Genomic DNA, 26081 nt, shown 5'->3' on the forward strand with positions numbered 1-26081 from the left:
GATGGATGCGGTATGGAGAGATTTAAGGCCGGGATGCTTGCAAGATCGAAGGCAGGCCATGACATAGGAAAAGTTTATGTTATAATTGAGGTTGACGACGCATATGTATATTTAGCGGACGGCAGTATTAGAACGCTTAAGAATCTAAAGAAGAAGAAAAAGAAGCATGTGCAGGTTATCTGCAGAGAGTATGATATTGCCGGGGCTGATGATATAGCTATTAGGAAGATAGTAAAGATGGAGGAATATTAAGATGTCAAAAGCTGACGTAATCGAAATCGAAGGAACCGTAGTAGAGAAATTGCCGAATGCAATGTTCCAGGTAGAGCTGGAGAACGGGCACCAGGTGCTCGCACATATCAGCGGAAAGTTAAGAATGAATTTCATCAAGATCCTGCCGGGAGATAAGGTGACGCTGGAGTTATCACCGTACGATCTGTCTAAGGGGAGGATTATCTGGAGAGATAAGTAGGGGGGTTGCTTATCTGTTTCGTATGAAAAGAATTATAAATTGTCTATTGACTTTGGTTGACAGGTAGTGCTATAATATATAAGCGTGTTTCTGGGCATTTGTGAAAATATATTCATTTACAGGGATATAGATTGCAATTTTAGTGCTTGGTATGCGCCGCGGACATGTAGGCAGAGCAATGGATGAAAGGAGGATTTGACGTGAAGGTTAGATCATCAGTAAAACCAATTTGCGAAAAATGCAAAGTAATTAAGAGAAAAGGAAGCGTTCGCATAATCTGCGAGAACCCGAAGCATAAGCAGCGCCAAGGGTAATGAACTAAATTAGGCGGCTGATAGCCGACACACCAGGATGTGTGTAGACTATTTAATATACAAGGAGCACCTGTAGCCGGTGTATGTCCTTCGTATATTGCTTCTAATGCCGGCCTGTCATTTACCAGCAGCCAGAGGAAACATCCTGGCGCGGTGGCCGGAAAGGGCATGATACCGAAACATGCCTGGACGAAAGTCCCTATTAAAGACGATAATGTAAAGAAAATGGAGGAAAATTCACATGGCTCGTATTGCAGGTGTAGATTTACCAAGAGACAAACGTGTTGAGATCGGATTAACTTATATCTATGGAATCGGAAGAGCGAGTTCTAACCGTATCTTAGCAGAGGCAGGAGTAAGTCCTGACATTCGCTGCAGAGATCTTACAGACGATGATGTTAAGAAGATCAGTGCAGTAATCGATGAGACCCAGACGGTGGAAGGTGATCTTAGAAGGGAGATTGCTCTGAACATCAAGAGGTTGCAGGAGATCGGATGCTACAGAGGTATCCGTCACAGAAAAGGTCTCCCGGTTCGCGGTCAGAAGACCAAGACCAACGCAAGAACCAGAAAAGGTCCGAAGAGAACAGTGGCTAATAAAAAGAAGTAGAGCACTTAGCGAGGCATTAAGAACTTAGCGAGGTTTTTTCGAGCTTAGGTCTTAAGCCGTTCTTCGAGCAAAGCGAGAAGAACTACCTTAATTAACAAAAACAAAAAGGAAAGAGTAGGTTAGTTTTATTATGGCAAAGAAAGTTACAAAGAAAGTGACAAAAAAGCGTGTCAAGAAAAACGTTGAACGCGGACAAGCACATATCCAGTCATCTTTTAATAACACGATCGTTACATTGACAGATGCACAGGGTAATGCTCTTTCATGGGCGAGTGCAGGCGGTCTGGGATTTAGAGGTTCAAGGAAATCTACCCCTTATGCAGCGCAGATGGCGGCTGAGACAGCAGCTAAGGCAGCATTGGTACATGGTTTGAAATCAGTAGATGTTATGGTAAAAGGACCAGGTTCAGGTAGAGAAGCAGCAATCCGTGCACTTCAGGCATGTGGAATTGATGTGACAAGTATCAAGGATGTTACTCCGGTACCGCACAATGGTTGCCGTCCACCGAAGCGGAGGAGAGTATAGGCATAAAAAGGTTAGCGACGCATTGAGTACCTGGCGAGGTATTTTCGAGCCTGGTAGGAAAGCGGATACTCCGAATATAATGAGGAGTATCTACGCTAAGAGAAGAACATCCGCAAGGTAATTCGAAAAATTTAGGAGGAAAGCATAACATGGCAGTTAATAGAGTTCCGGTCCTTAAAAGATGCAGATCTCTCGGTATGGACCCGGTATATTTGGGAATTGACAAGAAGTCTAACAGACAGTTAAAGAGATCCAATAGAAAAATGAGCGAGTATGGTCTCCAGCTGCGTGAGAAGCAGAAAGCAAAATTTATCTACGGAGTATTAGAGAAGCCTTTCAGAAATTACTTCGAGAAGGCACAGCGCATGAGCGGTATGACAGGTGAGAACCTGATGAGACTGCTCGAGTCAAGACTGGATAACGTAGTGTTCCGTCTTGGCCTTGCAAGAACGAGACGTGAGGCAAGACAGATCGTTGATCACAAGCACATCATGGTAAACGGCAAGCAGATCAACATTCCGTCTTACCTGATCAAGGCAGGCGACGTTATTGAAATCAAGGAAAAACACAAAAGCTCTCCAAGATACAAAGAGATCGTAGAGGTTACAGGAGGACGCTTGGTTCCAGAGTGGTTAGAGGCTGACCTTGAGAACCTCAAGGGAACGGTGAAGGAGCTTCCAAGGCGTGAAGTGATCGATGTTCCTGTAGATGAGATGTTAATCGTCGAGTTGTATTCTAAATAATAACCCTTAACACCACAGGAGGTGGACTTAGTGTTTGATTTTAATAAACCCAATATTGAGATAACTGAGATTTCGGAAGATAAGAAGTATGGAAGATTTGTTGTAGAACCCCTTGAGAGAGGTTATGGTACGACATTAGGGAATTCTCTGAGAAGAATCATGCTTTCATCTTTGCCGGGAGCTGCGATCAGCCAGGTGAAGATTGACGGCGTTCTTCATGAGTTCAGTTCTATTCCGGGTGTTAAAGAAGATGTTACTGAGATTATCATGAATCTTAAGTCGCTGGCTATTAAGAATACATCTGAGACGGATGAGCCTAAGACAGCTTATATCGAATTTGAAGGAGAAGGAGTTGTTACGGCGGCAGATATCCAGGTGGACCAGGATATTGAGATCATGAATCCGGAGACGGTCATCGCTACATTGAACGGCGGGGCTGACAGCAAGTTATATATGGAACTGACCATCACAAAGGGCAGGGGCTATGTAAGCTCCGATAAGAATAAGAATGATGAATTGCCGATTGCGGTGATTCCGATCGATTCTATTTACACCCCGGTGGAACGCGTAAACCTTATGGTTGAGAATACACGTGTTGGGCAGATTACAGATTTTGACAAATTAACATTAGACGTATATACCAATGGTACTTTGCTTCCAGATGAGGCGGTCAGCCTTGCCGCGAAGGTATTAAGCGAGCATCTGAAACTTTTTATCGACTTGTCTGAAGTGGCTCAGGCTGCAGAGGTCATGATCGAGAAAGAGGATGACGAGAAGGAAAAAGTCCTTGAGATGAGCATTGACGAATTAGAGTTGTCCGTTCGTTCTTACAATTGCTTGAAGAGAGCGGGGATCAATACGGTGGAGGAGCTTACGAACCGGACACCGGAAGATATGATGAAGGTGCGTAATCTCGGACGGAAGTCCTTAGAGGAAGTGCTTGCGAAGTTAGATGAATTAGGCTTAGGATTAAGCAGAGGAGAAGAATAGAAGTCCGCCAGTAAGCCCAAAGAGCATGACGGAGCATTTGGCTAGTAAGCCCGAAGAAGCATAACCAAGTGTTATAGATGGAGGATTAGAATAATGGCAAAATATAGAAAGCTCGGCAGGACATCCAGCCAGAGAAAAGCATTGTTGAGAAACCAGGTAACAGCGTTGATCTACCGCGGTAAGATCGTTACCACAGAAACGAAGGCAAAAGAGATCCGCAAGATTGCAGAGCATCTGATCGCCCTGGCTGTGAAGGAAAGAGATAACTACGACGAAGTGACTGTAAAAGCTAAGGTTGCCCGCAAGGACAAGGACGGCAAGAGGGTCAAAGAGGTTGTAGACGGCAAGAAGGTTACCGTATACGATGAAGTAGAGAAGAAGATCAAGAAGGATCAGCCAAGCAGGCTGCATGCCCGCCGCCAGATGCTCAAGGTTCTGTATCCGGTTAAGGAAGTGCCGACAGCTCAGGCAGGAAGAAAGAAGAATACGAAGGATGTAGACCTTGTTGCGAAGCTTTTCGATGAGATTGCACCGAAGTATGAGAACCGTCACGGTGGTTATACAAGAATCGTTAAGATCGGACAGCGCAAAGGTGACGCTGCGATGGAAGTTCTGATTGAGCTTGTATAATGTAAGGTAAATGTTGTAAGATTATGGCGCACTCTAAGAGTAAGGGTGCGCCTTTTTGACTAATAGAGGAAATTCCAGGCGCAATTACCAGAAATTAAGCGTTTTTTGCAGGTATGGGATTGTCGAAATGCCTTGACAAAAGCACGCAATAAGGGTATTTTATAGTAGAGACGAATAAGCAGACTGTGAGGGGTGTACATACTTATTATAAGAAGGAGATAAGTTTACTTGAGACACATAGGTATCATAGGTAAATTCATTATATTATTGCAGCTTTTGATGTCTGCATGGCTTGTGATCAGCCTGTGGAGCACCGGTATGATTCCGATGAAGATGCTTGCTGTCATAGTGGGAATCGTATTTGTTCTGCTTATAGCTGCGTATGTGATGCAGGTCTCAGATAGTCTTGGGACGAATCTTCTGGGGATGATCTTGAGCGTCCTGTTTATGGCGGTAGCAGCCAAAGGAGCGACGATATTCATGTCGGCGAACTCGATGCTTGCCAATGTCGGCGGAGCGACTTATAAGATTGATAATATGCTGGTAGTTGTCAGAATAGACGACCCTGCAGAGAATCTTATGGATGCGAAGGACTATGTGTTCGGCAGGCAGACTTATGCGGACCAGGAGAATACGGAGAAGATGCTGAGTGAGATCAGATCGCGTGTAGGACAGGAGATATCGCTTCTTGAGTATGATACAGTTCAGAGTGAGGCGGCGGCGCTTCTTAACGGTGAGATTCAAGCGGCTGTATATAACGAAGCATTTACAGGAGTATTGGAAGAATCCATAGAGGGATACTCGGAGAGAGTGAAGGTTCTGGATCATTTTGAGATCAGGACGAAGGTAGATACGGCGGGCAGGAGTGTGAATAAGCCCTTCAATGTATATATCAGCGGGATTGATGTCTCGGGAGCGATCACGACGACCAGCCGGAGCGACGTCAATATCATTATGAATGTGAATCCGGATACGAAGAAGATTCTTCTGACAACGACACCAAGAGATTATTACGTGACGATTCCTGGGATATCAGGGGAACGCAGAGACAAATTGACCCATGCAGGTATCTACGGAGTCGATCGGTCTATGGCGGCTTTGGAGAATCTCTATGGGGTTGAGTTATCCTATTATGCAAAGGTGAATTTCACGTCCCTGATCAAGATTGTAGATGCGCTTGGCGGTGTGGATGTAGAGTCTGAATATGCGTTCAGCGCGGGCGGCTATAGCTTCTCGGAGGGGATTAACCATCTGGACGGCGACGCGGCGCTTGCATTCTCACGGGAGCGTTACAGCTTCTCAGACGGCGATAACCAGCGGGGGAAGAATCAAGAGGCAGTCCTTGCCGCGATTATCAAGAAGGCGTCCTCGCCGGCGGTTCTTGCCAGTGCGAATAAGATACTGGCGAGTATCAGCAAATCGGTGGAGACGAATATGACGCAGGATGAGATGGCACAGCTTATTAGTATGCAGTTATCTGACGGCGGAGATTGGGATGTCGAGTCTCAGGCAGCCAGCGGTAAAGGAGATACGCAGACCTGTTTTTCATCTGGATCACAGCCCCTATATGTAATGTGGCCGGATGATGCGGCGGTCGCAGAGCTGTCGGAGAAGATGAGGCTGGTTTTAGAGGGAAAATGATGTCGTTTGCGCTGGGTTCGAGGGGGATCTCGCCAAGCGCTTACAGTAAATTAGTCGAGGAAAGAGAGCGGGAGAAGTATGTTAATAGTAGATCCACAGCGAGCAGTGATTGCGGCGGCCGTAGTGATCGCAATTGGGTTATTTATTTTCGTATATAGGAATAAGAAAACATGGAAAAGTAGGTTGGTAAAAAAATATGAGTAAACATGAGTTTGAATTGACCTGGGTTCATAAGGCCGTGATGGTTGCATTCATTGACGCTCTGATTATCATGTTTTCCTATGCGGTTGCATTGGTAGCCCGGTTTGATTTCAAGTACACCAATGTTCCGGGCATGTATATCCAGGGATATCTGTGGTCGATGCCTTTCTGGATCGCGTCGACGATCGTAATCTTCTATGTATGCAAGCTCTATCACAGTGTTTGGAGTTTGGCGAGTATTGCTGAGATTCAGATGAGCGTGATGGCATATATGATTCTGGCGTTGGTATATGTTGCCGGAGCGTTATTTATGCATCTTAGGATGCCGAAGGCCTATTATTTCGTTGGATATATGTTAAGCTTCGGGCTTACGACGTTTCTTCGTTTTTCTTATCGGATCTTCAGATTCTATCTGATAAAAAGTGATGGGGATGCGGATGAGACGGATCGGATTATGATGGTCGGCGGCGGCGCTGCAGGACAGGTTCTAATCAAGGAACTGACCAACGGCAAGAGAGTCCACACCAAGGTATGCTGTGTAATTGACGATAATCCGAATAAGCTGGGCAGAGTCTTGGAGGGAATTCCGATCGTAGGTAACCGGTATGATATCCTGGAGATGGTAAAGAAGTACAGGATCAATCATATCATTTACGCGATTCCGGCGACAACCGGGAAGAATCGGAAGGATATCTTGAATATCTGTAAGGAGACGAACTGTAAGCTTCAGACGGTTCCAAGTGTGGCGCAGCTCATCAATGGAGAGGTAAGCGTCAGCAGGGTCCGCGACGTGGAGATTACAGACTTGCTTGGCCGGGCGCAGGTCAAGGTTAATAATGATGAGATCCTGGCGGCGATTAGGAATCAGGTTGTTATGGTTACCGGGGGCGGCGGTTCTATCGGAAGCGAGTTATGCCGTCAGATCGCGAAGGCAAGGCCGAAGCGTCTGATCATATTTGATATATATGAAAATAACGCTTATGAGATTCAGCAGGAGCTTAAGCGTACTCATAGGAATCTTGAGGTCATCGCCCTGATCGGCTCTGTGCGGAACACGAACCGGATCAATTGGGTGATGGATACATATGAGCCGGATATTATCTACCATGCGGCGGCTCATAAGCATGTACCGCTGATGGAGGAGAGTCCGAATGAGGCTATCAAGAATAATGTCATCGGTACTTATAAGACTGCCAAAGCGGCAGCACGAGTTGGAGTCAGGAAGTTCGTATTCATTTCTACAGATAAGGCCGTGAATCCGACGAATATTATGGGAGCTTCCAAGCGTCTATGTGAGATGGTGATCCAGATGATGGACCGTAAGTGTGAGACGGATTTTGTGGCGGTCCGGTTCGGCAACGTTCTGGGCAGCAATGGGAGTGTGATTCCGCTGTTCAAGAAGCAGATCGCAGAGGGCGGTCCGGTTACTGTCACGGATAAGGATATCATCCGGTACTTCATGACGATCCCGGAGGCGGTGTCTCTGGTGCTGCAGGCGTCTTATTATGCCAAGGGCGGGGAGATCTTCATCTTGGATATGGGCGAGCCTGTTCGGATCGACGATATGGCGCGTAATCTGATCCGTCTGTCGGGCTATACGCCGGATATTGATATTCCGATCGTATATACGGGACTTAGACCTGGCGAGAAGCTGTTTGAGGAGCTTCTGATGAGCGAGGAAGGCTTGCAGGATACGGCGAATGAGCTGATCCATATCGGACATCCGATTGAGATGGATGACGACTGGTTCGAGGAGAAGCTGAAGGTGCTGGATGAGGCCAGTGAGCATGAGTCGGAGAAGATTAAGGAGATCGTGGCTGAGATCGTGCCGACTTATCAGTGGAAGAAGCAGGATTGATGGCAGGATATAGTGTGCAGCAATAACAGATATATTGTTGTGATACAGAGAGTAGTAAAAACAGTAAGATTTAGGCAAAAGTGAGAGTTATTGCCAGTGGTGGGATGGATGAAATAGCTTGACAAATTGATGTAAATAGGCTATTTTATTATAGGAGTAACTGATTGAATATGTTGGTTATTCGATTTAGATTATAGATTTTAAACTTTATGAAAAATTCTTGGGTTTCCAAATCGTCGCTTCGCCGCGTTTGGAAATTTAAGTTGTCATGAAAGAATTAGTAATCCGCCTGATTTGAAGACGGAATGGCGAAGCTTACCCATTTTGAATGGGGAGGGTATTTGATTGCTTGAATGTAGATTTACTAAAATAACACTCCATAACCTTGAAGGAATTTAAGGTTATGGAGTGTTATTTTATTAAGTTTATATTTTGTTGAGGCTTATTTTAAAAATTATAGATATGTACATTTAGGATTTACAGAGTAATTTGATAAATCGGACATTGCACGATATTCAGCAGACAGGAAGAAGTCAGATGTTTTGACAGTTTGCATGGATATGTGGAATGTTCTTCTAATTTTGATATTTGTAGGAATAAAGATAAGGAGAAGGCTATGTGGTACGTGATGCAGGTGCGCACCGGTTCGGAAGAGAATATTCAACTGCAGTGTCAGAAAGATATATCTTCGGAAGTGCTGGAGGATTGTTTTATCCCTTATTATGAAGAAAAACGGAATATAAAAGGAGAATGGATGACGCAGAGGAAGATTTTATTCCCTGGATATGTATTTTTGGATTCACAGGAGGTCGTGAGACTGTATTCGAATTTGCGGCAAGTTACAGGACTTACAAAACTCCTGAAAACAGGTGATCAGGTAGTTCCCCTCACGAAGGAAGAAGTACATTTTCTTAAATCATTTGGAGGAGAGGAGCAAGTTGTTGCCGTATCAGAAGGGATTATTGAAAATTCAAGAGTAGTAGTGATGTCGGGGCCTTTGATGGGTAAAGAAGGATATATAAAGAAGATCGATCGCCATAAGCGTCGAGCATTTTTAGAGATGCCAATGTTCGGCAGAGTGCAGAAAATACAGGTAGGGTTGGAGATTGTAGCGAAGATATAGAAGGTTATATCTTCGCTTTTAAATTGAGAGAGGAGAATTTGCCGATGGAGGAATATCAGGAAGTTAATGAGATTGATCTGATTGATCTAATGTTTTATTGCCTGAAGAGATGGAGGTGGATCATTGTAGGTATGGTGCTTTTCGCTATTCTTACGGGAGTATATAAATATCAGGCTACGATTGAAGATAATCAGGTGAAGAAAGAGGAACAAATTAAGCAAGATATGGCGGAACCGGTGGAAGGGGAGACAACTATTGAGAGTGAACCGATCGTATTTGAGGATCCGGTTTCTTCGGCCGTCAAGTTTGCGATCGTTGGTATGGTTGGCGGGATATGTTTAATATGTTTGCTATTTTGTATGAACTATGTCATAAGTGGGAAATTGCATAGTGAGCGGAATTTCCAGAAAAAGTTTGGTATGCCGTTGTTGGGGGTAATTCGGAAAAAAGAAACGAAGAGGAAGATATTTGGGTTTGTAGACCGGTGGATCTGCCGGTTAGAAGAGGGACCTTATGCGAAGATTCCAAGGAATGAGCAGATAAAGATTGCAGCGGTTAATGTGCAGAGCGCGATTCATAGAAACTCTGAAGAAAAGATAAAACGGGTCATGATTGCTGGGACTGTTGCAAGTGATGATGTGATTGAAATATGTGAATGGCTTGCGGAAGAGATAGAGGATGTTACATTTTCTCCGTATAGACAGATTGTGTTTCATGCGGCGGCACTTAAGAAGTTGGAGTATTATGAAGGGGTTTTGTTTGTGGAGAAGGTAGGCGGATCTTATGAAAGGCTTATTAAGGAAGAACGGGAGTTAGTAGATGATAGAAATATTAAAATTATAGGGACTATTGTATGTTGAAGATGAAACTTTTTTATATTGATACCAGCTTTAATCTGTTTCAGCAGTGCTGTTTTTTGTATGTTCAGGATAGTCTGCTTGCTGAGGAAGGAGGAAAGTTGTCGCTTGCATAGGTCAGATCGAAAATAGGGATATACGAGAAATACCTGAAAAGATTTTTTGATGTGATTTTATATTTTTGAGAACTTACAATTCTTCTTCCATTGTATATGAAATTGGTTCTAGTTCTTATCTTGACAAAGCGGATTACAATCTGTGAATTACTTGGGCCAGGGGAGCAGATATTGATAACTGACGATAGTAATTAGCTGGCGAATTGACAATATAGGGAATTGCCGGAATTTCCCTGTACAGCGGGGATAATCAAAGCAGATTACTTTTATGAAGCTTGATGGGTGCTCTGCAGTAATCAAATAGCTTGATGGTATAAGTGGTATGCCTAGATTGTTCTCTACTTGGTATTCTGGAAGATTGGGTCTCTGCCAAAGACAACTTTTGCAGAGATTATTAAAAGAGAAGTATTGCTTAAGTATATATGTTTGTTAAGGAATGGTTCGATAACGCGTTGAAGACGAAATGGAACCAGAAAGGCGGATAGACACAGTTATGGCATTTAATAAATCCAATAGTTTTGAGTCATTTGAAAATAAGGTATGGCTCTCTTCTCCGACTACGCACGGAGAAGAACTTGATTATATTACCGAAGCCTATAAGACAAACTGGATGTCTACAATAGGAAAGAATATTACTGAAATCGAGAAAATAACCTGTGAGAAAATTGGGTGCAAGTACGCAGTCGCGCTTTCTACAGGTACGGCGGCTTTGCACATGGCCATGAAGCTGGCGGGGCAGAATCTCTATGGTCAACCAGATGTAGGGCATGGTACATTGGAAGGCAAAAGAGTATTCGCCAGTGATATGACATTTGATGCGACAGTGAATCCGATCGTTTATGAGGGAGGTATTCCGGTATTTATTGATACAGAAGAGGATACCTGGAATATGGATCCTGTTGCTCTGGAAAAGGCATTTGAGATCTATCCGGAAGTGAAACTGATTGTTATGGCGCATCTGTATGGTACACCTGGAAAGATTGATGAATTGAAGGCTGTGTGTGAAAAGCATGGTGCAATGATTATAGAAGATGCTGCAGAATCACTAGGAGCATCCTATAAAGGAATCCAAACCGGCGTATTTGGAAAGTATAACTGCATCAGCTTTAATGGCAACAAAATTATTACTGGATCTGCAGGCGGAATGCTGTTGACAGATAGTCTGGATGCTGCAAATAAGGTCCGTAAATGGTCAACACAGGCTAGAGAGAATACCGCTTGGTACCAGCATGAAGAGTTGGGATACAACTACCGGATGTCCAATGTGATTGCTGGTGTTGTAAGAGGTCAATATCCACATCTAGAAGAGCATATTGCACAGAAGAAGGCGATCTATGAGAGATATAAAGAGGGAGTTAAAGATCTTCCGGTATCTATGAATCCGTATGATGTAGAAATGAGTGAACCTAACTTCTGGCTCAGCTGTCTGATCATAGATTCTGACGCTATGTGTAAACAGGTAAGAGGCGAACGGGACGTCTGCTATGTGAAGGAAGCGGGGAAGTCCTGCCCTACAGAGATTCTGGAAGCAATTGCGTCCATTAACGCTGAAGGAAGACCAATCTGGAAGCCGATGCATATGCAGCCAATCTTTAGACTGAATGGGTTTATTACTCACAGAGGTAACGGCAGGGCAATGACCAATGCTTATATTGATGAAAAGGCTGTAGATGTCGGAATGGACATCTTTGAAAGAGGATTATGCCTGCCAAGTGATAACAAGATGACACCGGAGCAACAGGATCAGATTATTAAAGTAATCAGAGCGTGTTTTGAGTAAGTTTAGACGATAGAGGGAGAAGTCGAGTTTATGGAACATAAATGTTATGGACCATATGAAAGATATGTAAAGCGTCCATTAGATTGCTTTTTAGCGTCTGTTGCTTTGATTGTGTTTTCTCCAGTAATTGGGATTACCGCACTGATTGTAAAAATCAAAATTGGTTCTCCGGTATTTTTCACAAGAGCGCCCAGGGCTAATAGACCCCAAAACAGGAAAGGAAAGAATATTTCGGCTTTATAAGTTTAGATCCATGACTAATGAAAAAAATACAGAAGGAACTCTCTTACCTGATGAAAAGAGATTGACGAAAGTGGGAAAGGCAATTAGAGTTGCATCTATCGATGGACGCGTTATAATAGGACAAACCACGGAAGGCCTTGAAAATAAAGGGTTTCGTGAGGTTAGTCCAATACATTTCCACAGGGGTCATGACCTATTTTCTACTATCGCAGATCATGCGAATATCGAGGGCATTCTATGCCAAAGTGCTTGAAAACAAAGGGTTTCAGACATTTTCTGGTGCCTGAATTCAAGTTTTCTTTAAAAGGGCAAACTTTTGGGTAGAGCAGGGGCAGATTTGAAGGGATTTTACGCCTCCGGAAAAATGAAAAAATACAGAGTGATAGGTGTTGTAATTTTACACCCAACTACCCGAGATTACGATGACAATCAAAGCGGATTTTTCTCATGAAGCCCGCAAGGTTGTCCGGTCGGTGTCAAAAGCCTGAGGGTGGATTGAGAGGCTTTGATTGTTTGGTTAATCCTCATTTTGAATTCCGGTTGGGCGGTCTTCGCCGGGGGAGTACCCCGGCGGAGATTTTGAAGGATAAGTCTGCTTGGACATAGATAGATTTCTAAAAGAATTGGTTTGGTGCGCTTTGAAGATGAAGCGTAACGGGAAAGGCGGAAATACATAAGACATGGCATTTGATTTTGAGAACAACAGGTTTAAGCCTTTTGAGAAGAAGTTATATTTGTCTTCTCCGACTATGCACGGGGAAGAACTGGAATATGTCACCAAGGCGTTACAGGACGAACTGGATGTCTACGCTCGGCGAGAACATCAACGAAGTGGAGCGGATCACCTGCGAGAAGATAGGGTGCAAGTATGCTGTGGCTCTGTCTGCAGGTACGGCTGCCCTGCATCTGGCGATGAAGCTTGCGGGGCAGGAACTGTACGGACAGCCGGCGTTTAATAAAGGGGCGCTTGACGGCAAGCGGGTATTTGCCAGCGATATGACCTTTGATGCAACGGTGAATCCAATCTGCTATGAGGGAGGCATACCCGTATTCATCGATACGGAAGAAGATACCTGGAACATGGATCCCGTATCGCTGGAAAAGGCTTTTGAAATCTATCCGGAAGTGAAACTGGTAGTCATGGCGCACCTGTACGGTACGCCAGGCAAGATCGACGAGCTGAAGGATATCTGCGACAGGCACGGAGCCGTCATCATTGAGGAAGCGGCTCCGTGGTATCAGCATGAAGAGATTGGATACAACTACCGTATGTTTAATGTGATTGCCGGAGTAGTAAGAGGTCAGTATCCGCATTTGGAAGAGCATATCGCACAGAAAAAGGCTATCTATGAGAGATACAGGGAAGGGCTGAAAGGGCTGCCGGTATCCATGAATCCGTATGATGCGGAGAACAGTGAGCCGAATTTCTGGATGAGCTGTCAGATCATAGACAAAGATGCTATGTGCGAGCAGGCGAGATCATAGACAAAGGCACTCTATGTACCGGAGAAGGGAAAGAGCTGTCCTACGGAGATACTGGAAGCTATCGCATCCGTCAATGCGGAGGGTAGACCAATCTGGAAACCGATGCATATGTAGCCAATCTACAGGATGAATCCGTTTATCACCAGAAGCGGCAGCGGAAGAGCAATGACAAACGCATACATAGAGGGTGAGGCTGTAGATGTGGGCTTGGATATCTTCAACAGAGGACTGTGTCTGCCGAGCGATAACAAGATGACGGCGGAACAGCAGGATGTGATTATCGATATTATCAAGGCTTGCTTTGAATAAATTATCAATCGACGCTCAATGTTATTTGACAAAAATGAGAGGTTAAATTGCTTTATGAATATAGCTGTAGCCGGGACAGGATATGTCGGACTGTCGTTAGCAGTGTTGCTGTCACAGCATAATCAGGTGACAGCGGTTGATATAGTGTCTGAGAAGGTAGAGAAGCTGAATAATTATATTTCACCCATTCAGGATGAATACATAGAGAAGTTTCTCGCTGAAGCAAAAGAGGGAAAAAGAAAACTAAATCTTACTGCTACGACGGATGGCGCATCGGCATATAGGGATGCGGATTTTGTCATTATAGCTGCACCGACAAATTATGATCCGCAGAAAAACTTCTTCGACTGTTCCGCAGTTGAAAGTGTAATTGATCTGGTTCTTAAGTGCAGCGATAAGGCTGTCATGATCATCAAGAGTACGATTCCGGTAGGCTATACCGTAAAGGTTAGAGAGAAGTTTGGGACAGACAGGATTCTTTTCTCACCAGAGTTCCTGCGGGAGAGCAAGGCTCTGTATGATAACTTGTATCCGAGCAGGATCATCGTTGGAAGCGATGAAAAGATAAGGGAATCCGCAGAAATGTTTGCAAAATTGCTTGTAGAAGGCGCGGAGAAAAAGGATATCGAAGTACTTCATATGGGTTTGACGGAAGCAGAGGCGGTAAAGCTATTTGCCAACACTTATCTTGCGCTCCGTGTGAGTTATTTCAATGAACTTGATACCTATGCTGAATTAAAAGGATTGTCCACAGCTGATATTATAAAGGGTGTTAGCCTGGATCCGCGAATCGGAGATTATTATAACAATCCGAGTTTTGGTTATGGTGGATACTGCTTGCCTAAGGACACAAAACAGCTTTTGGCTAATTTTCATGATGTTCCGTCAAACATAATAGGAGCAATTGTAGAGGCGAATAAGACAAGAAAAGAATTCATTGCTCATCAGGTTCTTACTAAAGCCGGCTATTATGGCTACGATTATGACTTCGATTATGATTTTTCGAAGGAAAAATCAGTTACTATCGGCGTTTATCGTTTAACAATGAAAAGCAACAGTGATAATTTCAGGCAGAGTAGTATTCAGGGCGTAATGAAGCGAATAAAGGCAAATGGTGCGCAGGTTATCATTTTTGAACCCACATTGAAGGATGGTACAACTTTTTTTGGAAGTGTTGTTGTGAATGATATAGATAAATTCAAATCTCAGTGTGATGCAATTATAGCAAACCGATATGATTCCTCATTAGATGATGTGTCAGAAAAAGTTTACACTAGAGATTTATTCCGAAGAGATTAAGACTGGAGCTACAATATGGAACTTCAGAGAAAAAAAGGTTTGTATGAGAGATACTTTAAAAGGGTTTTGGATATTATATGTTCTTTGATGGTCATTATTCTATTCGGTTGGTTATATTCCATAATTGCTATATTGGTTAGGGTCAAAATGGGGTCGCCGGTTATATTTAAGCAAGCGAGACCAGGAAGAATAGATCCGCATACAGGCAAAGAAAGAATCTTTAATCTGTATAAGTTTAGAACAATGACAGATGCAAGGGATGATAATGGTGAATTGTTACCGGATTGCGATAGATTGACTTCATTTGGGGCCTGGCTACGCCGGACCAGCATGGACGAGATACCGGAGGCGTTCAATATTCTTAAGGGAGATATGTCCCTTATCGGTCCCAGACCGCTTTTAATCCAGTATCTTCCATATTACACGGAAGAAGAACGTCATCGTCATGATGTGAGACCGGGATTGTCAGGGCTTGCGCAGGTAAACGGAAGAAATCTAGTCAAATGGGATCAAAGATTGGCCTTTGATGTGCAATATGTGAGCAATATAACATTTTTTGGAGATGTAAAGATAGTGCTCAAAACAATAGAAAAAGTATTTAAGCGGGAAGATGTGGCTGAGGATCCTGAATCTGTTGATGAAGGATTTTTGGATGAAATTAGAAAGAGTGAAATGACGCAATGATATATGAATTGAAGACACCCTATTTTTTGATCGATAAATTAGGTCTTGATACAGGGTTAAATAAGCTAAATAGCGCCCTACAAGATGCATGGAATAATTATATTATCGGATATTCTTATAAGACAAATTCGCTTCCGTGGTTTATTGAGTACTTCAAGGAAAAGGGATGCTATGCGGAAGTTGTATCTGATGATGAATATTCTTTAGCGGTATCAATAGGTGTTTCGAAAGCGAAGTTCATATATAACGGAATAGCAAAGAGCAAAGAATCTTTTTTAGAGGCGGTTAGAAATCATGCAATAGTTAATATTGATTCGGAGTATGAGATTGAATGGCTGGATTCGTTGGATAAAGGTCAATATGAAGTAGGGGTACGAGTGAATTTTGATATTGAAGGACGCTATCCCGGTCATGAGCAGTGTCCTAAGGATGGTGGAAGATTCGGGTTTTGTTATGAGAATGGAGAACTAAAAAAAGCAATCGCTAGGATTGAGACTAAAGGTGTAAAAGTTACGGGACTTCATTTACATAAGAGTTCCAGAACGAGAATGCCAGAGGTTTATAGGGCAATAGCTGAAGTCGCTGTAGAGATTGGGAAAAAGTATGAATTGAATTTATCGTATATAGATATAGGTGGAGGTTTTTTTGGCGGATTAGAAACCAAGCCTCAGTTTCCTGAGTATTTCGATATGGTGGGTCGTACCTTACGTCAGTATTATAATCCGGATAATACAACGCTTATTGTTGAGCCTGGGAATGCTTTAGTTGCAGCTACAGTAGATTTTGTGACTACAGTGTTGGATGTCAAGGTTACAGATAAATCAACATTCATTAATACTGACGGAAGCCGGACGCAAATTGACCCATTGATGACGAAGAGTGCATATTTCTATGAAGTGAAATATACTGGTAAACAAGGCCGAAGGATTGTTAATAGGCAAATAATCACAGGTTTTACATGTATGGAGCATGACAGGCTCTTTGAGATTCAGGAAGGGGAAGAGTTACAGCCTGGTGATCAAATAGTTTATCACAAGGTAGGAGCATATACCATGTGCCTCTCCCCATTGTTTATAAAATGGTATCCAGATGTATATGTTAGAGATGGAGAGGCGATTAAAATAGTCCGCAAGAGATGGACTGAGAGTGATTACAAGATTGGGAGTATAGTTGAATGAATATATTGATTTTAGCAGCTGGAACAAGAAATAAGATTGTCCAGTATTTTAAAAGAACGTTTGATGGGATTGGAAATGTGGTTGCTACAGACGCAAGCACACTCGGACCGGCCATCTATGATGCTGATAAATACTATATTGTGCCACCAATAAACGGACCTGGATACATAGAAAGAATTATAGATATCTGTAAAAAGGAAGAGATCAGTGGAGTTTTGAGCCTTATTGATCCAGAATTAAGCCTTCTTGCTACTAACGAAGATAAGTTTAAAGCAGTAGGGACAACTGTTGTTGGCAGCTCTTATGAGCTCTGTGAAATGGCACTCGATAAGATGCAAATGTATAAGTGGTTGAAAGAGCATGGTTACAATTGTGCTCGTTCTTGGATGGAAAAGGATGCGTTTTACAAGGCTGTGGATGAAGGGATAGTTACTTATCCTGTCTTCGTTAAACCGTACAGAGGATCTGCTAGCATCAGTATCTCTAAGGTCTATGATAGAGAAACGATTGATGTCCTGTTTGCCCATGAGGATGATTTGATGATTCAGGAGTTATTGAAGGGACAAGAAATCGGTGCGGATGTTTATATCGACATGATTACCGGCGAAGTCGTTTCTATCTTCACAAAGAAGAAGATTAAGATGCGCGCCGGAGAAACAGATAAGTCCGTTAGTTTTAAAGATCCTGAGCTCTTCGCTTTGATTGAAGAGTTTGTGCTGGAAGCGGGCTATAGAGGTCAGATTGATATAGATATTTTTGAGATCAACGGACAGTACTACATTAGTGAGGTCAATCCACGATTTGGCGGTGGGTATCCACATGCTTATGAAAGTGGATGTGACCATATGCAGTTGATTCTTAACAACTTGAATGGTGTGGTAAACCACAAAAATATAGCTGCCTATGACGAGGGCATTTATATGATGAAGTATAACGAAGTGAAAATTATCCGGGGGGGGGGGACAGTTATAGACTGATTTTTTTGCCATCTCTAATTATTTCGGAGGTGGCGGCATGATTAAGGTTTATACGATAGAACAGTCAGAACAGTGGGATGCTGTAGTTTGCTCCTTCAAAGAATATGATGTTTACTGGCTGAGCGGTTATGTTAAAGCATTTCAGATTCATGGTGATGGCGAACCCTTGCTGTTTTTCTATGAAGATTCAAATACTCGTGGCATCAATGTGGTTATGAAACGTGATGTTGGCAAGGATGAGCGCTTCAAGGGGGAGATAGAGGAAAACCAGTATTTCGATCTTGCTACTCCTTATGGCTATGGTGGATGGATCATTGAGGGCGGAGAAGTTGAAGAACTCTTCAAAGCCTACGAAAATTGGATTCAGAAGAACGGAATAATCAGTGAATTTGTCCGTTTCCATCCGATGGTTAAAAACCACGATCTCTCAACATCGTTCTATGAGGTCATCCAATTGGGAGAAGTTGTTCATATGGATCTCTCAAGTCCAGAAGATATCTGGAATAACATCATCAGTAAGAACAGGAATATGATTCGTAAGGCAATTAAGAACAACATCAAGATATATAATGGTCGATTCCCGGAAATCTATGAGAAGTTTCATGTGATATACAATGAAACCATGGACAAGGATCATGCTGAAGAATACTACTACTTTGGAGAGGAGTTCTACAAATCGGTCTTAGAGGATCTACCACTTAATGCACAGGTATTCTGGGCTGAGAAAGACGATCAGATCATCGCTGCAAGTATTATGTTGGCTGCAAACAGAAGAATGAATTATCACTTGTCAGGATCACTTCGTGAGTTCAGTTCTTTAGCACCAACCAACCTGCTTTTGCAACAGGCTGCTCTGTGGGGATGTGCTAATGGATACAAGACACTATACCTTGGTGGAGGAGTCGGATCTGGAGAAGACAGCCTGTTTAAGTTTAAAAGAGCTTTCTATAAGGGCGGCTTAAATAGATTCTACATAGGTAAAAAGATATACAACAGGGAGCTATATGATTTATTGGTAGAGCTAAGAAGTAATATTGAAACAACGAACTACTTTCCTAAATATAGAGGATAAAGATAGAGGCGAGGAATTGGATGGATATTGTTATCATTTCAGAATTTTGTGAAGACTTTTCTATTACAGATAATGATCGCTTTCTATATCTGGCTAAGATGCTGGTAAGAAATTCAGATGATAACAAGGTAGAAATAGTCACAAGCAGTTTTAGGCATACAACAAAAAAACATAGGCGAGAACCTTTGGCTGAATGGCCTTTTAAGGTTACTTTTATAGAAGAGCCTGGATATCGCAAGAATGTTTGTATTAAAAGATTTCTAAGCCATTATATCTGGGGAAAAAATGTAATCAAATATATCAGACACCGCGATAAAAAACCTGATGTGGTTTATTGTGCAGTACCATCACTAACGGGTCCCTATCTTGTTGCGAAGTTTTGCGAAAAAGAAAAGATAAGATTCGTTATAGATGTTCAGGATCTTTGGCCAGAAGCATTTCAGATGGTTGTAAATATTCCACTGCTGAGTGATGTGGTGTTTGCTCCTTTTAAAACATTGGCAAACGGGATTTACAAACGGGCAGATGCAATATGCGCTGTTTCGGATACATATTGCCAGAGAGCATTGAGAGTAAACAAAAAAGTGAATACCACCACGACAGTTTTTCTTGGTACTGAGTTATCGACATTTGATAAATTTGCAGCTGAAAATCCGATATTGGAAAAGAATGCTGATGAAGTATGGCTTGCTTATTGTGGGACGCTGGGGAGTTCATACGATATTACATGTGTGATAGATGCCATGGCTTTACTTGATGACTCTAAGATAAGGCTTGTTGTTATGGGTGACGGCCCAAGATTAGAGGAGTTTAAAGAGTATTCGATTAATAAGAGGATTAGGGCTGAGTTTGTAGGCCGACTTCAATACAATCAAATGTGCAGTCTGGTGTCAGCCTGTGATATTGCTGTGAATCCTATTTCACATATGGCTGCGCAAAGTATTATTAATAAGCATGCTGATTATGCGGCATCAGGTATTTCTGTTATAAGCACTCAGGAGAGTGATGAGTATAGAAGTCTTATTGAACAGTATCAGATGGGATTCAATTGCAAAAATAATGATGCAAATGATCTTGCTGAGAAGTTAAAAGTATTATCTGTAGATAAGGAATTGAGACTGCGAATGGGTGAAAACTCCCGAAAGTGTGCAGCGGAACGATTTGATAGAAAAGCCACTTATAAGCTTTTAGAAGAATCCGTTCTGACCAATCGGGGGAGGAGGTATTGCGGACTAGTTAAGAATAAAGGCGAAATCTGGCTTGGATACTCTGGTACGCTTGGAACAAGCTATAATTTGCCGCTGGTTTTTGAAGCAATAAGAAAAGCTAAGTTGAAAAATCTCCGTTTTATTGTTATGGGTGATGGACCGCTGGAAAGAGAGTACAGAAAGCAGGCAGAAGGATTAGCAGTTATCTTTACAGGCAGACTTCCATATGAACAAATGTGTGGTGTTCTTCTAGCTTGTGATATAGTTGTTAATCCAATAATCGGTAGTTCAGTGGCAACTATAATTAATAAACATGCTGATTATGCGGCTTCCGGAAAACCTGTCATTAACACTCAGAGAAGTGAGGAATACCAAGAACTAATAATAGGCGAGGAAATGGGAATCAATTGTGGTTGCAATAGTGAGGATAATTTGAGGGATGCTATAGTTGGTCTCTCGGAAAATATAGTTTTACGAAGAAAAATGGGGGAGCATTCACGGAGTTGTGCGGAACGATTGTTTGATCGGGCAAATACATATAAGTTGCTTTGTGACCAATTGTCATAATTTCGATGGGTATTGAGTACGAAAGATATGTTTTATAGAACTCATAGAGTATAAAGTGGAGGAAATGGATGAAAATCAATTTAATGGATGTTCGGCGTCAACATGAGGTATATGCAGCTGAATACGAGGAAGCTGCGCTTAAAGTTCTCCGTAGTGGAGGCTACATTGGAGGAGCAGAGGTTGCTGCTTTTGAAGAGGAATTTGCCGCTTATGAAGGCGCTAAGTACGGCATCTCTTGTGGGAATGGTACTGATGCCATTGTTCTTGCTCTTCGTGCATTAGGCATTGGAAGAGGGGATGAGGTTATAACAGTAGCCTGGACTTTTTTTGCTACGGCTGAAAGTATAGCAGCGGTTGGAGCAACCCCCGTGTTTATAGATGTTGATCCGGATACATACTGCATGGATGTTAATCTCGTAGAGGCTGCGATTACTGAAAGAACAAAAGCAGTTTTGTCTGTACATTTCTATGGTCAAAGCTGTGATATGGACTCTTTAAGGTCAATTTGTAAGAAACATAATCTTTTTTTAGTTGCCGACTGTGCTCAATCTGCTGGAACAAAATATAAGGGTGAGCGGAAGCACACACTTGGTGATGTTTCTTGTTTTTCTTTCTTCCCAACTAAAAACCTTGGAGGAGATGGAGATGGAGGCATGGTTCTTACGGACAAAGAGGATATAGCTCGTGCTTGTCGCTCATTAAAGGTTCATGGTTCAGGAAAAGATGGGTTATGGACGCTAAAGTGGGAGTATCAGTTAAAAGGAATAGATTTTCCGGACAACATGCCTGTCGGTGAATCAAAGTATTATAACTATCTGATTGGATATAATTCCAGGCTGGATGCAATACAAGCTGCTATTCTCCGCAAGAAGCTTACTCATATGGACGAGTTTGTTGAAGGAAGGAGAAAGAACTCAAGACTATATAACGAGGCTTTGAACGATACAGAATTCATGACTCCGGTAGAAGCAACATATTGTGAGCACTCATATTATATTTATGCTTTAAAACACCCAAAGGCTCAGGAAGTAATGAAAAAGATAAAGGAGGCAGGAGTTCCTACGGGTACATACTATCCTGTTCCTCTTCATCTGCAGGGAGCCTTTGCACAATTGGGCTATAAAGAGGGGGATCTTCCGGTAACCGAGGATCTGAGCAAAACTAGTTTCGTTCTTCCGGTTTTCCCAGAACTGTATGATGAAGAACGTAATTACATTATTGAAGTTATGAGGAACGTTTTGAAGTAAGGAGACCAAAGATGAAATATGCTCTGATAGGCTGTGGAAGAATAGCTGTAAATCATATTAAAGCTGTAGTAAACAACAATCTTGAAATGGTTGCGGTTTGCGATACAATACCGGAACAAATAGATATCTTATTTGATAAGACAGGCTATGATAAGGTGGTTGAAAGATTTAATGACTATAAAGCAATGGTAGATAATCATCCGGAATTGGAACTTGTTTCTATAGCTACGGATAGTGGCGTTCATGCTGAGATAGCACTCTATTGTATAAAAAAGGGATTAAATGTAATAATCGAAAAGCCTATTGCAATGAGTCTGGCTGACGCAGATGAGATAATCAGAACAGCTAAAGAAAAAGGTGTGAAGGTGTCTGCATGTCATCAAAACCGGTTTAATCTTGCTGTTCAAGAATTGCGGGATGCAGTTAATGGTGGGCATTTTGGTACTATATCACATGGATCCATCCATGTACGATGGAACCGTAACAAAGCATACTATGAGCAGGCACCTTGGAGAGGCAAATGGGCTTCAGATGGCGGGGCTCTTATGAACCAATGTATACACGGGATAGATCTTCTTCGCTGGATGATGGGAAATGATGTAGACGAAGTATATGGCGTCACGAGGCAACAGTATCATGACTATCTTGAATGTGAAGATATCGGCATGGCTGTTGTGAAGTTTAAGAACGGTGCAATCGGAACGATTGAAGGAACGGTTAATGTTTATCCAAAGAATCTGGAAGAAACATTGTATCTGTTTGGTGAGACCGGTACTGTAAAGCTTGGCGGAACTTCCTGTAATAACATTGATGTATGGAATTTTGCAGATACGGAAGAAAGTAAGGCCGGAATGAAAGAAGAAACAAGTAATGTATACGGTAATGGACATACGGCTTTATTTGCTGATGTGATTGATGCAATAAAGCATGATCGCCAGCCGTATGTAGATGCAGTAGCAGGAAGGAATGCTCTGGAGATGGTGCTTGCAATTTATAAAAGCCAGTTGACAGGCTTACCGGTCAAACTTCCGTTAAGTGGTTTTGCGTCTATCGGGATGAAAGGAATGTTTGGAGAAGGCAGTTTATAGGCTTTATGGTAATTAATCCTATTAAGGAGATCAGATAATGCAAACTAAGCAGATAGTTATTAATGCTCTTTTAAGTGAACAACATAAGATTACGGATATTGATACTCCGCTGGATAATGAATTTGTTTTAGATGATCATTGGCTTATTGGGATGGATTGTGATGGCGCTTTTGCTGCTACTGTTTCAGAAAAGAACAAGCCATTGAAGGAATATGATGAAACATACAAGATAGTAGTTTTTCGTCAAATGAACAGAGAGTCAGAATCAGTTGACCAAAGTAATGCCGATATTTGCTTGAAGATTATGGATGTCATTCAAGCATTCAACAAATAAAAAAAGATGATCCAAGATCATCAAAGGGAGGATCAGATTAATGAAACGAGTAATAACTTATGGAACATTTGACTTATTGCATTATGGACATATAAACCTGCTTAGAAGAGCTAAGGCGTTGGGAGATTATCTGGTAGTAGCTATTTCTACAGATGAGTTTAATTGGAATGAAAAACATAAGAAAACATATTTTTCCTACGAGCAGAGGAAGCAGTTATTGGAAGCTATAAGATATGTTGATCTTGTTATCCCTGAAGAGAATTGGCAGCAGAAAAAGACTGATATGCATGAATATCACATCGATACATTTGTTATGGGTGATGATTGGAAGGATAAATTTGATTTCTTAAAAGATGAGGGGGTAGAAGTAGTATATCTTCCGAGAACACCGGAAATAAGTAGTAGCAAAATGAAGAAGGATCTTTATGACGCAAATGCAGTTGATGGGGAATCCAAGGCATCCCACGATGATATAGATACCAATCCGCAATGATATTTTAAGAAATCCGAGGTGAAGGAAAAGTGGCGCAGAATAAATGTGATTATGACTGGGGACTGAAGCAGTTACACGCAAAATTATTAGAGGAATTGGTCTATATAGATGAATTCTGCTCTGAAAATGGAATAGAGTACTGTCTTGCGTATGGATCAGCTCTGGGAGCAAAACGTCACAAAGGCTTCATACCCTGGGATGATGATGTTGATATCTATATGACGTTGGACGGATATGAGAAGTTTCGAGAATTGTTTAAGCATAAGGGAAACTCAGATTATTACCTGCAGGAAATCAGACCGGTAAATGGGATGATCTCAGACGCAAAACTGCGTATAAATAATACGACATATTTAGAGCAATTATACAAGAATTATGATATGCATCAGGGGATATACATTGATATTTTCATATTATTCCCGGCACCAAAGCAAAAGCTGAAAAAAATGATAATGAATGTGGCCAATCAGTATCTTGTATTAAAAGAACTCAGCAATCGGCGTTATAAAGCAAGAAAAGCTTATATCCCTATTTTTGCACTGATGAGACTATTTCCGAAGAACTGTTTAAGAAAAACAGCGCTTTCGATTATTTATAAATATCGGAATAGTAATAGCGGTGAGTTTTATGACACTGACCTTAGAAAATATAACAGATCATTCTGGAAAAAAGAAACCATTTTCCCTGTAAGGAAGACAGATTTTGAAAATGTACAGTTCTATATTCCTAATGATATTGAAACCTATCTAACGAAGCAGTATGGGAATTACATGGAAATTCCAAGTATTGAAAGCATAAAAAGAGCACAGCATTCATCGCTATGGAAAACGGATGAAGATTTTAGAAAATATGCGAAAAACATAAAGGATTATAGAGATGAAAGAGAATAGTAAGAATACAAAGAAAAAAGTAGTAATGCTCTTAACGAATGCCTTTGATCCGGATGTTCGTGTATATAAAGAAGCAGTTTATCTTATTTCAAAAAGAATGGATGTTACTATTTTATGCTGGGACAGATACCATGCATCGTCACTCCCGAAAAAAGAAAAGATAGATGGAATAAAGGTTATACGTTTCAATATTGAATCTGTAGCAGGTAGCGGGGCAAAACAAATCCCAGCCTTTTTAAAGTATATATCATGTTGTCGAAAATGGCTAAAAAAGCACAAGCCGGATTTTTATCATTGTAATGACATTGATGGTACGATCACATGGTATTTGTCGAAATCGAATAGAGCACCTATGGTCTTTGATATGCATGAATTTTACGAGGATTATGAACCCAAAACTTCGTTATCGGTGTTTATTTACCGATTGATGACCGGGTTTTTTATCAAGCGAAGTTTTTATTCGCTGTATGAAAACAATCTGTATTTAAAAGACAATTATAGAAGTGTTTACGACAAACTAGTTCCACTCAAGAATTATCCGGATACCAATCTGGTTCAGTGTGTTCCGAAAACTGAGAGCGAAGTGTTTAGAATAGGATATCATGGAGCAGTTAGGGGACAGATAAAGGAATTCGCAACACTGTTTGAGGCTGTAAAAGGTATGCCGGATGTTAGAGTCAATGTACATGGTGGAGGACCGGATCTGGAAGAATTAAAAGAACTAGAAAAAAACTATGAAAATGTGACTATTCATGGACCGTTTGATGGAACAAAAGAGTTAACAAACTTATACGCAAATTCGGATATAGTATTTGCCGGATATACCCAGGTATCAAAGTCATGTGAATGCGATGAGATGGTAAAGTTTTTTGAATGCATAGTTACTGGAACACCTATGATACTAACTAATACTTATAAGTTGATGGCGAAACAAATAGATGAAGGCGGCTTCGGAATTGCTTGTGACACTGATAGCATAGAAGAAGTTAAGAAAGCGATTTTTAAACTAAAAACAGATAGGGCATTCTGGAAAAAATGTGCAGATAACGAGAAGAAGGCAGCATATAAGTATGAGTGGAATAATGCTGTAAAGATTCTGGACAAGGTATATGAAATTTCATAGGCCATTAAAAAGTTCGTTTGGTA

The 26081-nt window shown here is 41.7% G+C and carries 25 protein-coding genes and 2 pseudogenes; all 27 read left to right on the forward strand.

Annotation, left to right across the window (positions count from 1 at the left end; genetic code table 11):
• Positions 1-12: 12 nt before the first annotated feature.
• The 27 genes and pseudogenes from VSQ62_RS04110 (at position 13) to VSQ62_RS04245 (ending at position 26058) form a co-directional block, all read left to right on the forward strand.
• Positions 13-252 carry a KOW domain-containing RNA-binding protein gene (locus VSQ62_RS04110; protein WP_334633385.1) on the forward strand — a complete coding sequence of 80 codons (240 nt, stop codon included), beginning with the start codon at positions 13-15 and terminating at the stop codon, positions 250-252.
• Between the two features lies 1 nt (position 253).
• Positions 254-472 (forward strand): translation initiation factor IF-1, encoded by a 219-nt coding sequence (gene infA / locus VSQ62_RS04115; protein ID WP_004607275.1) that lies wholly within the window; start codon positions 254-256, stop codon positions 470-472.
• 200 nt (positions 473-672) lie between these two features.
• Positions 673-786, forward strand: coding sequence for a 50S ribosomal protein L36 (gene rpmJ, locus VSQ62_RS04120; RefSeq protein ID WP_005339020.1), 114 nt, complete (start codon positions 673-675; stop codon positions 784-786).
• Between the two features lie 241 nt (positions 787-1027).
• Positions 1028-1396 (forward strand): 30S ribosomal protein S13, encoded by a 369-nt coding sequence (gene rpsM / locus VSQ62_RS04125; protein ID WP_334633386.1) that lies wholly within the window; start codon positions 1028-1030, stop codon positions 1394-1396.
• 130 nt (positions 1397-1526) lie between these two features.
• Positions 1527-1922, forward strand: coding sequence for a 30S ribosomal protein S11 (rpsK, locus tag VSQ62_RS04130; RefSeq protein WP_004607272.1), 396 nt, complete (start codon positions 1527-1529; stop codon positions 1920-1922).
• 149 nt (positions 1923-2071) lie between these two features.
• The gene (rpsD, locus tag VSQ62_RS04135; protein WP_334633388.1) at positions 2072-2665 is read left to right on the forward strand and encodes a 30S ribosomal protein S4; all 594 of its coding nucleotides are present in this window, start codon (positions 2072-2074) and stop codon (positions 2663-2665) included.
• Between the two features lie 30 nt (positions 2666-2695).
• Entirely contained in the window at positions 2696-3655 is a 960-nt protein-coding gene (locus VSQ62_RS04140) for a DNA-directed RNA polymerase subunit alpha (protein WP_334633390.1), read from the forward strand.
• Between the two features lie 93 nt (positions 3656-3748).
• On the forward strand, positions 3749-4285 hold the full coding sequence (locus VSQ62_RS04145) for a bL17 family ribosomal protein (RefSeq protein WP_334633391.1): 537 nt from the start codon (positions 3749-3751) through the stop codon (positions 4283-4285).
• 228 nt (positions 4286-4513) lie between these two features.
• The gene (locus VSQ62_RS04150; protein ID WP_334633393.1) at positions 4514-5926 is read left to right on the forward strand and encodes an LCP family protein; all 1413 of its coding nucleotides are present in this window, start codon (positions 4514-4516) and stop codon (positions 5924-5926) included.
• Positions 5927-6122: 196 nt separating this feature from the next.
• On the forward strand, positions 6123-7985 hold the full coding sequence (locus VSQ62_RS04155) for a polysaccharide biosynthesis protein (RefSeq protein ID WP_334633395.1): 1863 nt from the start codon (positions 6123-6125) through the stop codon (positions 7983-7985).
• 616 nt (positions 7986-8601) lie between these two features.
• Positions 8602-9108 (forward strand): antiterminator LoaP, encoded by a 507-nt coding sequence (loaP, locus tag VSQ62_RS04160; RefSeq protein WP_334633396.1) that lies wholly within the window; start codon positions 8602-8604, stop codon positions 9106-9108.
• Positions 9109-9152: 44 nt separating this feature from the next.
• Complete coding sequence (locus tag VSQ62_RS04165) at positions 9153-9968, forward strand: hypothetical protein (protein ID WP_334633397.1); 816 nt, start codon at positions 9153-9155, stop codon at positions 9966-9968.
• A gap of 606 nt (positions 9969-10574) precedes the next feature.
• Positions 10575-11861: a DegT/DnrJ/EryC1/StrS family aminotransferase gene (locus VSQ62_RS04170; RefSeq protein WP_334633398.1), complete on the forward strand. Its 1287-nt coding sequence runs from the start codon at positions 10575-10577 to the stop codon at positions 11859-11861.
• 30 nt (positions 11862-11891) lie between these two features.
• Positions 11892-12357, forward strand: a pseudogene (locus VSQ62_RS04180) (sugar transferase).
• A 427-nt stretch (positions 12358-12784) separates the two neighbouring features.
• Positions 12785-13898 (forward strand): annotated as a pseudogene (locus VSQ62_RS04185) (DegT/DnrJ/EryC1/StrS family aminotransferase).
• Between the two features lie 54 nt (positions 13899-13952).
• Positions 13953-15197 (forward strand): nucleotide sugar dehydrogenase, encoded by a 1245-nt coding sequence (locus VSQ62_RS04190; RefSeq protein WP_334633400.1) that lies wholly within the window; start codon positions 13953-13955, stop codon positions 15195-15197.
• A gap of 15 nt (positions 15198-15212) precedes the next feature.
• The gene (locus VSQ62_RS04195; protein WP_334633401.1) at positions 15213-15881 is read left to right on the forward strand and encodes a sugar transferase; all 669 of its coding nucleotides are present in this window, start codon (positions 15213-15215) and stop codon (positions 15879-15881) included.
• Entirely contained in the window at positions 15878-17059 is a 1182-nt protein-coding gene (locus VSQ62_RS04200) for a type III PLP-dependent enzyme domain-containing protein (RefSeq protein ID WP_334633402.1), read from the forward strand. Before VSQ62_RS04195 ends, VSQ62_RS04200 begins: the two co-directional genes overlap by 4 nt.
• Positions 17056-18036 (forward strand): ATP-grasp domain-containing protein, encoded by a 981-nt coding sequence (locus tag VSQ62_RS04205; RefSeq protein ID WP_334633404.1) that lies wholly within the window; start codon positions 17056-17058, stop codon positions 18034-18036. Before VSQ62_RS04200 ends, VSQ62_RS04205 begins: the two co-directional genes overlap by 4 nt.
• A 37-nt stretch (positions 18037-18073) precedes the next feature.
• Complete coding sequence (locus tag VSQ62_RS04210; RefSeq protein WP_334633406.1) at positions 18074-19108, forward strand: GNAT family N-acetyltransferase; 1035 nt, start codon at positions 18074-18076, stop codon at positions 19106-19108.
• 20 nt (positions 19109-19128) lie between these two features.
• The gene (locus VSQ62_RS04215; protein ID WP_334633407.1) at positions 19129-20883 is read left to right on the forward strand and encodes a glycosyltransferase; all 1755 of its coding nucleotides are present in this window, start codon (positions 19129-19131) and stop codon (positions 20881-20883) included.
• A 68-nt stretch (positions 20884-20951) separates the two neighbouring features.
• On the forward strand, positions 20952-22130 hold the full coding sequence (locus VSQ62_RS04220) for a DegT/DnrJ/EryC1/StrS family aminotransferase (protein ID WP_334633408.1): 1179 nt from the start codon (positions 20952-20954) through the stop codon (positions 22128-22130).
• 11 nt (positions 22131-22141) lie between these two features.
• Complete coding sequence (locus VSQ62_RS04225; protein WP_334633409.1) at positions 22142-23218, forward strand: Gfo/Idh/MocA family protein; 1077 nt, start codon at positions 22142-22144, stop codon at positions 23216-23218.
• Between the two features lie 37 nt (positions 23219-23255).
• A complete protein-coding gene (locus tag VSQ62_RS04230) occupies positions 23256-23552 on the forward strand; it encodes a hypothetical protein (protein ID WP_334633410.1) in 297 nt (98 codons plus the stop codon).
• 40 nt (positions 23553-23592) lie between these two features.
• On the forward strand, positions 23593-24045 hold the full coding sequence (gene tagD / locus VSQ62_RS04235) for a glycerol-3-phosphate cytidylyltransferase (RefSeq protein WP_334633411.1): 453 nt from the start codon (positions 23593-23595) through the stop codon (positions 24043-24045).
• A 29-nt stretch (positions 24046-24074) separates the two neighbouring features.
• Positions 24075-24935 (forward strand): LicD family protein, encoded by an 861-nt coding sequence (locus tag VSQ62_RS04240; RefSeq protein WP_334633413.1) that lies wholly within the window; start codon positions 24075-24077, stop codon positions 24933-24935.
• Complete coding sequence (locus VSQ62_RS04245; protein ID WP_334633414.1) at positions 24922-26058, forward strand: glycosyltransferase; 1137 nt, start codon at positions 24922-24924, stop codon at positions 26056-26058. The genes VSQ62_RS04240 and VSQ62_RS04245 overlap by 14 nt, the downstream gene beginning before the upstream one ends.
• Positions 26059-26081 lie beyond the last annotated feature (23 nt).

The organism is Sporofaciens sp. JLR.KK001, from assembly GCF_036941055.1.
Classification (GTDB): Bacteria; Bacillota; Clostridia; order Lachnospirales; family Lachnospiraceae; genus Sporofaciens.

Excerpts from the sequence above, each read along its gene's own strand:
- rpsK (WP_004607272.1), top strand. The coding sequence starts at position 1,527 with ATGGCAAAGAAAGTTACAAAGAAAGTGACAAAAAAGCGTGTCAAGAAA.
- VSQ62_RS04145 (WP_334633391.1), top strand. The coding sequence starts at position 3,749 with ATGGCAAAATATAGAAAGCTCGGCAGGACATCCAGCCAGAGAAAAGCA.
- rpsD (WP_334633388.1), top strand. The coding sequence starts at position 2,072 with ATGGCAGTTAATAGAGTTCCGGTCCTTAAAAGATGCAGATCTCTCGGT.
- VSQ62_RS04155 (WP_334633395.1), top strand. The coding sequence starts at position 6,123 with ATGAGTAAACATGAGTTTGAATTGACCTGGGTTCATAAGGCCGTGATG.
- VSQ62_RS04230 (WP_334633410.1), top strand. The coding sequence starts at position 23,256 with ATGCAAACTAAGCAGATAGTTATTAATGCTCTTTTAAGTGAACAACAT.
- infA (WP_004607275.1), top strand. The coding sequence starts at position 254 with ATGTCAAAAGCTGACGTAATCGAAATCGAAGGAACCGTAGTAGAGAAA.
- VSQ62_RS04165 (WP_334633397.1), top strand. The coding sequence starts at position 9,153 with ATGGAGGAATATCAGGAAGTTAATGAGATTGATCTGATTGATCTAATG.
- VSQ62_RS04210 (WP_334633406.1), top strand. The coding sequence starts at position 18,074 with ATGATTAAGGTTTATACGATAGAACAGTCAGAACAGTGGGATGCTGTA.
- loaP (WP_334633396.1), top strand. The coding sequence starts at position 8,602 with ATGTGGTACGTGATGCAGGTGCGCACCGGTTCGGAAGAGAATATTCAA.
- VSQ62_RS04225 (WP_334633409.1), top strand. The coding sequence starts at position 22,142 with ATGAAATATGCTCTGATAGGCTGTGGAAGAATAGCTGTAAATCATATT.
- VSQ62_RS04195 (WP_334633401.1), top strand. The coding sequence starts at position 15,213 with ATGGAACTTCAGAGAAAAAAAGGTTTGTATGAGAGATACTTTAAAAGG.
- tagD (WP_334633411.1), top strand. The coding sequence starts at position 23,593 with ATGAAACGAGTAATAACTTATGGAACATTTGACTTATTGCATTATGGA.
- VSQ62_RS04170 (WP_334633398.1), top strand. The coding sequence starts at position 10,575 with ATGGCATTTAATAAATCCAATAGTTTTGAGTCATTTGAAAATAAGGTA.
- VSQ62_RS04220 (WP_334633408.1), top strand. The coding sequence starts at position 20,952 with ATGAAAATCAATTTAATGGATGTTCGGCGTCAACATGAGGTATATGCA.
- VSQ62_RS04190 (WP_334633400.1), top strand. The coding sequence starts at position 13,953 with ATGAATATAGCTGTAGCCGGGACAGGATATGTCGGACTGTCGTTAGCA.
- VSQ62_RS04110 (WP_334633385.1), top strand. The coding sequence starts at position 13 with ATGGAGAGATTTAAGGCCGGGATGCTTGCAAGATCGAAGGCAGGCCAT.
- VSQ62_RS04200 (WP_334633402.1), top strand. The coding sequence starts at position 15,878 with ATGATATATGAATTGAAGACACCCTATTTTTTGATCGATAAATTAGGT.
- VSQ62_RS04205 (WP_334633404.1), top strand. The coding sequence starts at position 17,056 with ATGAATATATTGATTTTAGCAGCTGGAACAAGAAATAAGATTGTCCAG.
- VSQ62_RS04245 (WP_334633414.1), top strand. The coding sequence starts at position 24,922 with ATGAAAGAGAATAGTAAGAATACAAAGAAAAAAGTAGTAATGCTCTTA.
- VSQ62_RS04215 (WP_334633407.1), top strand. The coding sequence starts at position 19,129 with ATGGATATTGTTATCATTTCAGAATTTTGTGAAGACTTTTCTATTACA.
- rpsM (WP_334633386.1), top strand. The coding sequence starts at position 1,028 with ATGGCTCGTATTGCAGGTGTAGATTTACCAAGAGACAAACGTGTTGAG.